Below are 12,700 nucleotides of genomic sequence, written 5' to 3'. Positions count from 1 at the left end.
GGTAAGAGCACACCGCGACCCTGGCGACAGGGTTGGCATGGTAAACCCCACCGGGAGCAAAACCGAATAGGGACGGCACGGGCGGCAACGCCCAGGCGCACTTCCGCGCTGTCGTCCGGGTGGGTTGCGCGAGGTGTCCAGCAATGGGCATCCCAGAGGAATGACCATCCCCCGGATACCATCCACACGTGGGATATGGTCCGGCGGACAGAACCCGGCTTACAGACCGTCTGGCCCTTTATCTTGCAGTGCCGCATTAATCCGGGTGAATATATTTACAAAGGGTGAATACGGTGTGAGCTGCATCACAGGCTCAACCCCTTGCAAAGCCGTCGGGAGGCCCTTGCCACTGCCCATATTTTGGGTCTTTTTCGGCGTTTTCCCCACTATATCTAGGCAACCCATAGCGTTTTGAAATTTAAATATCACGGTTTTCGATGCATTAACCGCGATCAGGACGATATTTCAAATTTCGAAATAACAGAAAAACACCCTGACCTTTTGGGTTAGGCAAAAGAAAAAACCCTCGTCCAGAATCTATAGCCCGCAATCCGTCGTCCCCTGCGAATCGAAACTGAACAAGAAAAACCAAGAGTATCTTGAAGCATCAACTTGTTTATCTTCTTAAACAACATTCTATCCACAGATCGAGTCGCGCGCTGTGGAAAAAAGCTGAATCGGCGGGAAAGATTATTATCCCCCCTTTACCGCCCACGATTTCCCATGATATCCCATACCTACCCAAGACAGGGACCATCAGCCCATTCATGCCCAGATGATGCCGCCTTCCGGTCCGCATCGGAAGGGGTGATCGACAGGGCGTTGCAGGGGTCGATGGGAAATCCGGTGCCGGGGTGGCGCCAGCAAGGTGGGGCGTGATGGGCTTGTTCCTGTCGACATTCGTCAACAAGGTTGACAAGAAAGGCCGGGTATCCATTCCCGCGACCTTTCGCGCGACCTTGGGCGAAGGTCAGACGGAGATCATCGTCTACCCCTCGATGAAGGAACCGGCGCTGGACGCCTGCTCGCTGGCCCACCTGGAAAAGCTGTCCGAAGCGCTTGAAACCCCCACCATGTCGCCCGAAGAGCGCGAATTGATCGAAACCGTGGTGTTCGGTCAGTCGGTGCGCATCACCATGGACCCCGAAGGCCGCATCAGCCTGCCCGACGAGATGGCCGCTTATGCGGGGATCACCGATACGGTGACGTTCCATGGACGCCGGAAGATTTTCCAGTTGTGGAACCCGGTCGCGTTCCAGCAGTTCCAGCAGACCACGCGCGAACTGGCCCGCGCCAACAACATCTCCCTGTCCAGCGTGCTGGCCAAATCCAACGGCTTGGCGAAGGGGGAATGATGACCACACAGACCGTCCATATCCCCGTCCTGTTGAACGAGGTCGTGAACGACATGGCCGTCCGCGATGGCGAGACGGTGGTGGATGGCACGTTCGGGGCCGGTGGTTATGCCCGCGCCCTGCTGGACAGCGCCGCCATCAGCCTGTTCGCCATCGACCGCGACCCGGCGGCGCATGAACGCGCCCGGCCGCTGATTACCGCCTATGCCCCGCGCCTGACCCTGCTGAATGGCTGCTTCGGGGATATGGAAGCGCTGCTGGCCACGCGCGGCATCAACCGGGTCGATGCCATCGTCCTGGATATCGGCGTTTCGTCGCCACAGATCGACACGCCGGAACGTGGCTTCAGTTTCCGTTTCGACGGACCGCTGGACATGCGTATGGGCGACACCGGCCCCACCGCCGCCGACGTGGTGAACAATGCCGAAGAAGCGGACCTGGCCGACATCTTCTACCGGTATGGCGAGGAGCGGCTGTCCCGCCGCGTGGCCCGCGCCATCGTCCTGCGCCGGGCGGAGAAGAAGTTCGAGCGGACCGGCGATCTGGCCGACGTGATCCGTTCCTGTGTGCCCAAGTCCAAGGACGGGATCGACCCGGCCACCCGCAGCTTCCAGGGTCTTCGCATCCATGTGAATGACGAGCTGGGCGAGTTGGAACGCGCGCTGGACGCGGCCGAACGGCTGCTGTCGCCCGGCGGGCGGCTGTGCGTCGTCACCTTCCATTCGCTGGAAGACCGGCTGGTCAAGGAATTCATGCGGGCTCGGTCGGGCAATATGCCGGGCCCGTCGCGTCATCTGCCGGGACCGGCAGCCGCCGGTCCGGCCCCCACTTTCCGCCTGTTCTCCAAATCCGGCACCGGGCCGGGTGCCGAAGAACAGGCCCGTAATCCACGCGCCCGGTCCGCCCGGCTGCGCACCGCCATCCGTACCGAGGCACCGGCCTGGGAACAGGGAGAAGCCGCATGATCGGGAAGTCCACAATCGTCTGGATCGCCGTTTCCTGTGCCGCCAGCGGCATCCTGTACCAGACCAGCTACAAGGCGCAGGAGCAGGAGCAGCAGCTTGCCCGCCTGAACCGCGCCATCGTGGCCGAGCAGGAGGCCATTCAGGTCCTGAAGGCCGAATGGGCCTATCTGAACGACCCGACCCGTCTGGAAAAGCTGTCGGCGGAGCATCTGCTGTTGCAGCCGACCCGCGCCGCCCAGATCGCCACTCTGGCCAGCCTGCCGGACAAGGACCCGAATCAGCCGGCCCCGTTCACCCCGATCCCCGGCCGCAAGCCCGGCAGCGCCCGTCCCGACATGATCGAGCGGGCGCCCGCGCCCAAGGCCAGTCCCGTTCCTCCCGCCCCGTCACGCCGCCAGCCCGAGGGCCCGGTGATCCTGGCGAAGTATGGAGCCACCCGATGACCGACATCAATTACAGCCTGACAGGTTTCGATCTGGCCGGCGGTGACCGGTACGGCCAGGGCGGACGCGCCGAACCCCGCATCCGTGTCAATGGCCGCGCCGCCGGCGCGCTGGCCATGGGCAAGTCGCGGCTGGGTGTGATGATGGCGGCCTTCACGCTGGCGTTCGGCGCCGTGGGAGCCAAGCTGGTGGACGCCACCGTCAGCTTCGGCGGCCCGGCGGAACCCACGGTGGCCCGCGCCGCCAGCCGGACCATGACCAACAGCCGCGCCGACATCGTGGATCGCAACGGCGTGCTGCTGGCCACCTCGCTGCACACCGCCTCGCTGTTCGCGGATCCCAAGCTGATCCTGGATGCCGGCGAGGCGGTGCAGAAGCTGACCAATGTCCTGCCGGAACTGGACCCTCAGACGCTGATGGCCGATCTGCGGTCGGACAAGCGCTTCGTCTGGATCAAGCGCAATCTCAGCCCGCGCCAGCAGCAGGAAGTCTTCCGCCTGGGCATCCCCGGCCTGAATTTCCAGCGCGAGGAGCGCCGCGTCTATCCGCAGGGCAATCTGGCCGCCCATGTCGTCGGGTTCAGCGGCGTGGACAATCATGGCCTGATGGGGATCGAGCAGGCGTTCGACACGCGGCTGAAGGAAAATCCCGAACCGCTGCGCCTGTCCATCGACGTGCGGTTGCAGCATGTGCTGCGCAAGGAACTGGTCAACGCGGTCGAGGAGTTCAACGCCATCGGGGCTGCCGGCATCGTCATGGATGTGCGCACCGGTGAAATCATGGGCATGGTCTCTGTGCCCGATTTTGACCCGCATGCCCCGCCGCCGCCTCAGGCCGAACAGGATACCGACCCGCGCTTCAACCGGACGACCTTGGGCGTCTATGAAATGGGTTCCACCTTCAAGATCTTCAACACCGCCATGGCGTTGGAGTCGGGCAAGGTGCGGTTGCAGGACAGTTTCGATACTACCCGCCCCATCAAGATCGGCCGTTTCCTGATCAAGGATTACCACCCGGTCAATCACTGGATGGATGTGGCCGACATCTTCAAGGAAAGCTCGAACATCGGTTCCATCAAGATGGCGGAGCAGGTGGGACCGTCCGCGCAGAAGGAATTCATGGGCCGTCTGGGCCTGTTGCGTCAGGCCGGCCTGGAACTGCCGGAACGCGGCTGGCCCATGATCCCCAATCCTTGGCGTGAAGTGAACATGATGACCATTTCCTTTGGTCATGGCATGTCGGTCAGCCCGGTGCATCTGGTTCAGGCCGTGGGCGGCGTCGTCAATGGCGGCGTCATGCATCCGGCCACCCTGCTTCGCCGTGAGAACCCCAACGAGGTGCCGGGCACCCGCATCATCAGCGAGCAGACCTCCGTCACTATGCGCAAGCTGATGCGGCTGGTGGTGACGGAAGGCACGGCCAGCAAGGCGGACGTGCCGGGTTATGTCGTGGGCGGCAAGACCGGCACCTCGGACAAGGTGAAGGGTCGCGGCTATGTCACCAACGCCCGTATCTCCAGCTTCGCCGGCATCTTCCCGGCCAACGACCCGCGCTATGTCGTCTATGTCCTGGTGGACGAACCGAAGGGCAACAAAAAGACCTTCGGTTTCGCGACCGGTGGCTGGGTCGGCGCGCCGACGGCCGGCGCCATCATCGCCCAGATCGGCCCGCTGCTGGGCGTGAAGCCGCAGGACAATAACTCGCCCGAACTGATCCAGGCGATGTCTGTGCATCCCGGCCCGCTGGCCCCCCATGGGGCACAGGTGGCGGCGGTTCCCGCATCGTTGCAGGTCGGGGGTGAAGAGGATTGATGAAAAGGCTGTCGGAGATCATGGCATCACGGACGGAACTGGCGGTATCGGCGCTGGCGCTGGAGCGCGATCCACCCATCACCAACCTCACGGCGGATAGCCGCAAGGTCGTGCCCGGAACGCTGTTCGCCGCGTTGCCGGGCACACTGCGTGATGGGCGTGATTTCATTCCGCAGGCCATCGCCGCCGGTGCCGTCGCCATCCTGGCGCCCAAGGGCACCACCCTGCCCGAAGGGGCCGGGCATGTGACCCTGATCGAAGATGCCAATCCCCGCCGCCGTCTGGCCCTGCTGGCCGCGTCCTTTTCCGGGGAGCAGCCGGAAAAGATCGCCGCCGTCACGGGCACCAACGGCAAGACCAGCACGGCGCAGTTCACGCGCCAGATCTGGGCCGGCCTGGGACACAAGGCCGGGGCCATGGGCACGCTGGGTCTGGTCGCCCCCGGTTTTCCGGCAAGCGACAGCCTGACCACGCCCGACCCGGTGGCCCTGCATGCCACCCTGGCGGATGTGGCCAGGGCCGGCGTCACGCATCTGGCGTTGGAAGCGTCCAGCCACGGGCTGGACCAGTTCCGCCTGGATGGTGTGCTGGTCTCGGCCGCCGGTTTTACCAACCTGACGCGCGACCATCTGGATTATCACGGCACCATGGAGGCCTATCTGAAGGCCAAGCTGATGCTGTTCGACCGCGTGATGCCCAAGGGTGCCACGGCCGTCATCAATGCCGACATCCCCGAATTCGACCAGATCGCGGCCTGTGCGCACGCCCGCAAGCAGACGGTCATCGGCTTTGGTCAGGCGGGTAAGGAACTGCGCGTCATCGAGGTGACGCCCCTGCCCCATGGCCAGCGGCTGGAGCTGGAGATTTTCGGGCGTCGCCGGACCGTGGAGATGCCGCTGGTCGGGCGGTTCCAGGTGTGGAACGCGCTGTGCGCCCTGGGTCTGGCCATCGGCACCGGAGAGGATGCGGACAAGGCGGCTGACCAGCTTGCAATGCTGGCCGGCGTGCGCGGCCGGCTTGAGATGGTTGCAACCCTCAAGAACGGTGCGGCGGTCTATGTGGATTACGCCCATACGCCGGATGGGTTGGAGACGGTGCTGCACGCGGCCCGGCCGCATACGCATGGCAAGCTGTCGGTCGTGTTCGGCTGCGGCGGCGACCGGGACAAGGGCAAGCGGCCCATGATGGGCGCCATCGCGGCGAGATTGGCCGACCGCTGCATCGTCACCGACGACAACCCGCGCAGCGAGGTGCCGGCAACGATCCGCGCCGCGATCATGGAAGCCTGTCCCGGCGCCCTGGAAGTGGACGACCGGGCCAGGGCCATTGCGGTGGCCATCGGCGAACTGGGTCCCGGCGATGTGCTGATCATCGCGGGCAAGGGGCATGAGCAGGGGCAGATCGTGGGGACCGAGGTCCGTCCCTTCGACGATGCCAGCGTGGCCCGTCAGGTGGTGGCGGGTCTGTGATCCATCGATACGGGCCCCCGGGGGCCCGTATCGATGAGGCCGGCGACCGCCGGCCCGGCACCACATGGTGCCGTAAGCCAAGCCGCCGGATGGCGGCGCCCGGCGTTTGAGGGGATCTTTGATCGGTACGATCAAAGGTCGAGGGTAACAGGGCTTGGAGTGGGTCGGATGGTTGACATCCTGTGGACGGGCGACGAAGTGGCAGCGGCCTGCAATGGCAAGGCGCTGGGCAATGCCGCCTGGGCCGTCACGGGCGTATCCATCGACAGCCGCACCATCACCAGGGGCGACCTGTTCATCCCCCTGAAGGGACCGAATTTCGACGGCCATGCCTTCGTCGCCCAGGCCCTGAGCCAGGGCGCCGCCGGCGCCATCGTCGCCGACATCCCGGCCGGTCTGGAGGGTGACGCCCGCCTGATCAAGGTCGATGACACGATGCTGGCCCTGCAGGACCTGGGCCGCATGGGCCGGGTGCGGGCCGGCGGCAAGGTCATCGCCGTCACCGGATCGGTCGGCAAGACGGGCACCAAGGAGGCGCTGAAGGTCGCCCTGGACAGCCAGGGCAAGACCTTCGCCACCGTCGGCAGCTTGAACAACCATTGGGGCGTGCCCCTGTCCCTGTCGCGCTTTCCCGCCGACAGCCGGTTCGGCGTATTCGAACTGGGTATGAATCATGCCGGTGAGATCGGCCCCCTGTCGCGCATGGTGCGGCCCGACATCGCCATCATCACGACGGTGGAGGCCGTACATATCGAGTTCTTCGCCAGCGTCGAGCATATCGCCGATGCCAAGGCGGAGATTTTCGAAGGCATGGACGCGTCGGGCACGGCCATCCTGCCGCGTGACAATGCCCATTATGCCCGCCTGCTGGCCGCCGCCCGCACCCAGGGCCTGACACGTATCCAGTCCTTCGGCACGCATGAAGGGGCGGATGGGCGGCTGCTGGACTACCAGGGTTCTGCCGACCATGGCGTGGTCACCGCCCGGATCGACGGGATCACCGTCACTTACACCATCCCGCTGCCGGGCCGGCACCATGCGGTCAATTCGCTGGCCGTGCTGCTGGCCGTCAAGGCGGCAGGCGGAGACGTGGTGACGGCGGCCCAGGCGCTGGCCGGTCTGGCCCCCATCAAGGGGCGGGGACAGCGCCGGTCGGTGGAGATCGCCGATGGTGCCTTCACCCTGATCGATGAAAGCTACAACGCCTCGCCCGTTTCCGTCGCGGCCGCCGCCGGCGTGCTGGGTGCCGCAGACCTTGGCCCCAAGGGCCGGCGCATCGCCGTTCTGGGCGACATGCGGGAGTTGGGCGACCATGCGCCCGCCATGCATGCCGGCCTGGCCCCGTCCTTCGTGGCGGCCGGCGCCGATCTGGTTTTCTGCTGCGGGCCCAATATGCGCCATCTGTTTGACGCATTGCCCGCCGACAAGCGCGGCGCGCACGAGGCCGACAGCGCCACCCTGGCCCCCATCGTCACCGCCGCCGTGAAGGACGGCGACGCCGTGATGGTGAAGGGGTCTGCCGGCAGCCGCATGGCGCTGGTGGTGGAGGCGCTGAAGGCGCTGGACCGCGCGCATCAGGATAATAACCCGCAAGGGACGACCGCCGGAAACAAGGCGGGGAAACCGAGAGACGACGATGCTGTATAACCTGCTCTATCCCCTCGCGGATGAGTTCCAGATTTTCAACCTGTTCCGGTACATCACCTTCCGGACGGGCGGGGCCGTCATGACGGCGCTGATCATCAGCTTCGTCATCGGGCCGCGCGTCATCCGCTGGCTGAAATCGAAGCAGGGCGAAGGTCAGCCGATCCGCACCGACGGGCCGGAAACGCATCTGAAGAAGAAGGGCACGCCCACCATGGGCGGCCTGATGATCATGATCGCCGTCATCGTCTCCACCCTGCTGTGGGTCGATCTGACCAACACCTATACCTGGATCGTGCTGCTGGTGACGGTCGGCTTCGGTCTGGTCGGGTTTGGCGATGACTATCTGAAGCTGACCAAGCGCAACACCAAGGGCCTGTCGTCCAAGGTGAAGCTGGTGGCCACGCTGGTGGTCGCCGCCATCGCCACCGCCTGGTACCTGATGGTGACGCCGTGGGAGATGGGCACCGGTTTGGCTCTGCCCTTCTTCAAGGATCTGCTGATCCATCTGGGCTGGTTCTATGTGCCCTTCGCCATCGTCGTCATCATCGGGTCTTCCCATGCCGTGAACCTGACGGACGGGCTGGACGGGCTGGCCACGGTGCCGATCATGATCGCGGCGTCCTGCTTCGGCCTGATCGCGTACCTGTCGGGCAATGCCATCTTCTCCAACTATCTGGGCATCCACCATGTGCCGGGCACGGGCGAGCTGGCAGTGTTCTGCGGCGCGCTGGTCGGGGCTGGCCTGGGCTTCCTGTGGTTCAACGCGCCGCCGGCCATGGTGTTCATGGGCGATACCGGCTCGCTGTCGGTGGGCGGCGCCCTGGGCGCCATCTCCGTGATCACCAAACATGAACTGGTGCTGGCCATTGTCGGCGGGCTGTTCGTGCTGGAGGCGCTGTCGGTGATGATCCAGGTGGCGTCGTTCAAGCTGACGGGCAAGCGCGTGTTCCGCATGGCCCCGATCCACCATCACTTTGAAAAGAAGGGCTGGTCGGAACCGACCGTCGTCATCCGGTTCTGGATCATCGCCGTCATCCTGGCGCTGGTCGGCCTGTCCACCTTGAAGCTGCGTTGAGGGCTGGAATGATTGATCTTGGCCATCTGAAAGGTCGCAGGATTGCGGTGATGGGTCTGGCCCGGTCGGGCCTGACGGCGGCCCGCGCCCTGAAGGCGGCCGGGGCCACGCTTCTGGCCTGGGACGATGGCGCCGGCGGGCAGAAGGCCGCGGCAGAGGCCGGGATCGACCTGACCAACCTGCACGACACCGATTTCACAGGGCTTGACGCCCTGGTCCTGTCGCCGGGCATCCCGCACACCTATCCGGCACCCAACCCGATCGCCGCCAAGGCCAAGGCGGCGGGCGTGCCGATCATCAGCGATATTGAGCTGCTGCGTCAGGCGCAGACCAAAGCCACCTATGTCGGCATTACCGGCACCAATGGCAAATCCACCACCACCTCGCTGGTTGCCCATATCATCGCGGGCACGGGCCGGCCGACGCAGGTGGGCGGCAATCTGGGCATCCCGGCCCTGTCGTTCGATCCGTTGGGCGCCGACGGGGTCTATGTGCTGGAAATGTCCAGCTATCAGTTGGAAATCACGCCGTCGCTGGGTTTCGACGCCGCCGTCCTGCTGAACATCACGCCCGACCATCTTGACCGCCATGGCGGCATGGAAGGCTATATCGCGGCCAAGAAGCTGGTCTTCCAGAAGGGGATGGCCACGGGCACACAGGTGGCCGTGATCGGCATCGACGATCCGCATTGCGCCCGGATGGCCCTGGAACTGGACGCCGAATTTCCGGGCAAGGTGATCCGCATCAGCGCCGAAGGCCCCGTCAGCGGTGGCATCGGGGTGGAGAACGGCATTCTGGTCGATGACCGGGGCAGCCATCATCACCCCGTGACCGACCTGCGCAGCCTGCCCGCCCTTCCCGGCAAGCATAATTGGCAGAACGCCGCCGCCGCCTATGCCCTGGCCCGTGCCGTCGGCATCAACCATGCCGATATCCTGGACGGGTTGCGCACCTTCCCCGGTCTGGCCCACCGCCAGAGCCTGGTGGCCACCATTGATGGCATCCGCTTCGTCAATGACAGCAAGGCCACCAATGCCGATGCGGCAGCCAAGGCGCTGGCCTGTTACCAGCCCATCTACTGGATCCTGGGCGGCAAGGCCAAGGATACGGGCCTGGACGGGCTGGACGGGTTCATGCCGTCCGTCGCCTATGCCTTCCTGATCGGCGACGCGACGGAGGAGTTCGCGCGATGGCTGACCGACCGAAGCGTTCCCCACATGCGCTGCGGCACCATGGACGTGGCCGTCAAGGAAGCCTTCGCCCATGCAAGGCTGGAACGGCGGGAGCATCCGGTGGTGCTGCTGTCGCCGGCCTGCGCCAGTTTTGACCAATATCCGAATTTCGAAGTACGCGGCGACGATTTCACGGCCCGCGTCAAGGCCTTGTCTGCTGGGGAGATCGTCTGATCATGGTGTCCTTCTCCCGTACCGATCATTCGATCCTGGGGCGCTGGTGGTGGACCGTTGACCGCTGGACCATGGCAGCCGTTATCCTGATCGCCACCATCGGCGTGGTTCTGGTCCAGGCGGCCAGCCCCGCCGTGGCCACCCGCATCGGCACCGACAGCTTCCATTTCATCGAAAAGCATCTGCTGGTGCTGATCCCGTCACTGGGCCTGATGTTCGGCGTGTCGCTGCTGTCGCCACGGGGCGTGCGGCGGCTGGCCGTGATCCTGTTCCTGGCCGCCGCCTTCGGGGTGTTCCTGACCCTGTTCATCGGGATGGAGATCAAGGGCGCCACCCGCTGGCTGCAGCTCCCGGGCATTTCCGTACAGCCATCGGAATTCCTGAAGCCAGCCTTCGCCGTGGTCGCCGCCTGGCTGTTCGCCCTGCACCGCACGCAGGATAATGTGCCCGGCATTCCGGTCGTCATCGGCCTTTACGGCCTGATCGTTGTCCTGCTGATGAGCCAACCTGACCTGGGCCAGACCTTTGTCATCACCTGCATCTTCTTCGGCCAGTTCTTCCTGGCAGGATTGCCCATCGTGTTTGTCGCGTCCTGCGTGGTGATGGGCGTGGGTGGTCTGGTCAGCGCCTACTTCCTGTTCCCGCACGTGCAGAGCCGTATCGACCGGTTCCTGGACCCCGCCGCCGGTGACAATTATCAGGTGGCACGGTCGCTGGAAGCTTTCGAGAAGGGCGGCATCTGGGGCACCGGGCCGGGTCAGGGCACCGTCAAGATGTCGATCCCCGACAGCCATGCCGACTTCATCTTCTCCGTCGCGGGTGAGGAGATGGGGATGATCACCTGCATGATCATCATCTGCCTGTTCGGCTTCGTCGTGATGCGCAGCTTCGCCCGTGCATCGAATGATCAGAGCCTGTTCGTGATGCTGGCGGCCAGCGGTCTGACCATGCAGTTCGGCCTGCAGGCGCTGATCAATATGGGCTCCGCCCTGCATCTGATGCCGACCAAGGGCATGACCCTGCCCTTCATCTCCTATGGTGGATCGTCGCTGATCGCGCTGGGCATCGGTATGGGCATGGTGCTGGCCCTGACCCGCAAGCGCTTCGGACCGGGAGAGGCGCTATGACGGAGCAGCGCCCCATCATCCTGGCGGCCGGGGGTACCGGCGGCCACATGTTCCCGGCAGAGGCGCTTGCCCGCACGCTGATCGCGCGCGGGCATTCGGTCATTCTGGTGACCGACAAACGCGGCAAGGCCTTTGGCGACAATCTGCCCGATGTGCGGGTGGAGCGTATCCGCGCCGCCACGGCCGCCCCCGGCCTTGTGGCCAAGCTGCGCATGGTGGTCGAACTGGTGTTCGGCACGGCGCAGGCGCGGTCGCTGCTCCGGCAATTGCAGCCGGCCCTGGTGGTCGGGTTCGGCGGCTATCCGTCGGTGCCAACGGTATTCGCGGCACAGTCGGCCGGCATTCCCACGCTGCTGCACGAACAGAATGCCGTGCTGGGCCGCGCCAACCGCCTGCTGGCGGCCAAGGCACGGATGATCTGCACCAGCTTCCCCACCGTGTCGGGCCTGGGGTCCGAGGATGGCAAACGGATCATCCGCACCGGCAACCCGGTTCGCCCCGACATCCTGGCCCTACGCGACGCGCCCTACCCCTCGCCCTATGCCGGCGGGTCGCTGAACCTGCTGATCACCGGCGGCAGCCAGGGGGCCGCGATCTTTGGCGAGGTGCTGCCGCGCGCGGTGGAAATGCTGCCGGAGGATGTGCGCTACCGCCTGAAGATCGTGCAGCAGGCACGGGCGGAAAATATCGAGGCGGCCCGCAGCGCCTATGCCCAGATGGGCGTGGAGGCGGAACTGGCCACCTTCTTCAAGGACATGCCGGCCAAGCTGGCGGGGTGCCACATGATGATCGCCCGTTCCGGTGCCGGAACAGTGGCGGAATTGTCGGTGGTTGGCCGCCCCTCCCTGCTGGTCCCCTATCAGTACGCCATGGATGACCATCAGACCGCGAACGCAAAATCGCTGGTGGAGGCCGGGGGCGCCTGGCTGCTGTCGCAACAGGAATTCACACCCGTTGCGGTATCGGAACAATTGGCCGCCTTCCTGGCCGATCCGTCACGCCTGACCCAGGCCGCGAAGGCTGCCGCCACCTGGGCCATCCCGGATGCCGCCGATCGTCTGGCCGATGCCGTCGAAAGCCTGGTGAAGGGGGAACAAGCATGAAAGCCGGTCTGGTCGAGCGGACACTGGCAGAACTGGAACGGGAGTTCCCGCAGCTTCTGGGCGGTCTGACGCGCCGCCGCTTCACCCTGCCGCAACCACAGGGCCTTGTGAAAGGCGACTTCGTTCCACATCTGGAACAAAAGATCGCCCCGCGCCTGCACCATGATTATTCCACCATCACCCGTCGTCTTGGAGTTTGACCCATGCGGGCCTTGCCGCTGAATATCGGAACCCTGCATTTCGTCGGCATCGGCGGTATCGGCATGTCCGGCATCGCCGAGGTGCTGCACAATCTGGGC

The 12,700-nt window shown here is 64.9% G+C and carries 12 protein-coding genes and 1 other RNA gene; all 13 read left to right on the top strand.

Annotated elements, in window-relative coordinates; translation table 11 throughout:
• Window positions 1-238: RNase P RNA component class A (rnpB, locus tag KBA48_RS29305), an RNA gene on the top strand; the annotation flags it as partial.
• 640 nt (window positions 239-878) lie between these two features.
• Window positions 879-1,355 (top strand): MraZ family transcriptional regulator, encoded by a 477-nt coding sequence (locus KBA48_RS29300; RefSeq protein ID WP_292912228.1) that lies wholly within the window; start codon window positions 879-881, stop codon window positions 1,353-1,355.
• Window positions 1,355-2,320 (top strand): 16S rRNA (cytosine(1402)-N(4))-methyltransferase RsmH, encoded by a 966-nt coding sequence (rsmH, locus tag KBA48_RS29295; RefSeq protein ID WP_292912230.1) that lies wholly within the window; start codon window positions 1,355-1,357, stop codon window positions 2,318-2,320. The genes KBA48_RS29300 and rsmH overlap by 1 nt, the downstream gene beginning before the upstream one ends.
• On the top strand, window positions 2,317-2,763 hold the full coding sequence (locus KBA48_RS29290; RefSeq protein ID WP_292912227.1) for a hypothetical protein: 447 nt from the start codon (window positions 2,317-2,319) through the stop codon (window positions 2,761-2,763). The genes rsmH and KBA48_RS29290 overlap by 4 nt, the downstream gene beginning before the upstream one ends.
• Window positions 2,760-4,574, top strand: coding sequence for a penicillin-binding protein 2 (locus KBA48_RS29285; protein WP_292912226.1), 1,815 nt, complete (start codon window positions 2,760-2,762; stop codon window positions 4,572-4,574). The genes KBA48_RS29290 and KBA48_RS29285 overlap by 4 nt, the downstream gene beginning before the upstream one ends.
• A complete protein-coding gene (locus KBA48_RS29280; protein WP_292912225.1) occupies window positions 4,574-6,043 on the top strand; it encodes a UDP-N-acetylmuramoyl-L-alanyl-D-glutamate--2,6-diaminopimelate ligase in 1,470 nt (489 codons plus the stop codon). Before KBA48_RS29285 ends, KBA48_RS29280 begins: the two co-directional genes overlap by 1 nt.
• 168 nt (window positions 6,044-6,211) lie before the next feature.
• Window positions 6,212-7,690 carry a UDP-N-acetylmuramoylalanyl-D-glutamyl-2,6-diaminopimelate--D-alanyl-D-alanine ligase gene (locus KBA48_RS29275; RefSeq protein WP_292912224.1) on the top strand — a complete coding sequence of 493 codons (1,479 nt, stop codon included), beginning with the start codon at window positions 6,212-6,214 and terminating at the stop codon, window positions 7,688-7,690.
• Window positions 7,680-8,765 carry a phospho-N-acetylmuramoyl-pentapeptide-transferase gene (gene mraY, locus KBA48_RS29270; RefSeq protein ID WP_292912223.1) on the top strand — a complete coding sequence of 362 codons (1,086 nt, stop codon included), beginning with the start codon at window positions 7,680-7,682 and terminating at the stop codon, window positions 8,763-8,765. Before KBA48_RS29275 ends, mraY begins: the two co-directional genes overlap by 11 nt.
• An 8-nt stretch (window positions 8,766-8,773) precedes the next feature.
• Complete coding sequence (murD, locus tag KBA48_RS29265) at window positions 8,774-10,171, top strand: UDP-N-acetylmuramoyl-L-alanine--D-glutamate ligase (protein ID WP_292912222.1); 1,398 nt, start codon at window positions 8,774-8,776, stop codon at window positions 10,169-10,171.
• 2 nt (window positions 10,172-10,173) lie between these two features.
• Window positions 10,174-11,298, top strand: a complete 1,125-nt coding sequence (gene ftsW / locus KBA48_RS29260) for a putative lipid II flippase FtsW (protein ID WP_292912221.1) — start codon at window positions 10,174-10,176, stop codon at window positions 11,296-11,298.
• Entirely contained in the window at window positions 11,295-12,401 is a 1,107-nt protein-coding gene (gene murG, locus KBA48_RS29255) for an undecaprenyldiphospho-muramoylpentapeptide beta-N-acetylglucosaminyltransferase (RefSeq protein WP_292912220.1), read from the top strand. The genes ftsW and murG overlap by 4 nt, the downstream gene beginning before the upstream one ends.
• The gene (locus tag KBA48_RS29250) at window positions 12,398-12,601 is read left to right on the top strand and encodes a hypothetical protein (RefSeq protein ID WP_292912219.1); all 204 of its coding nucleotides are present in this window, start codon (window positions 12,398-12,400) and stop codon (window positions 12,599-12,601) included. The genes murG and KBA48_RS29250 overlap by 4 nt, the downstream gene beginning before the upstream one ends.
• A 3-nt stretch (window positions 12,602-12,604) precedes the next feature.
• Window positions 12,605-12,700: Mur ligase domain-containing protein (locus tag KBA48_RS29245; RefSeq protein ID WP_292912229.1), on the top strand; the 96-nt coding region annotated here is incomplete at its 3' end.

Source organism: Niveispirillum sp. (assembly GCF_017996735.1).
Taxonomy (GTDB): Bacteria; Pseudomonadota; Alphaproteobacteria; order Azospirillales; family Azospirillaceae; genus Niveispirillum.
This window is presented reverse-complemented; position numbering and strand designations above follow the sequence as displayed.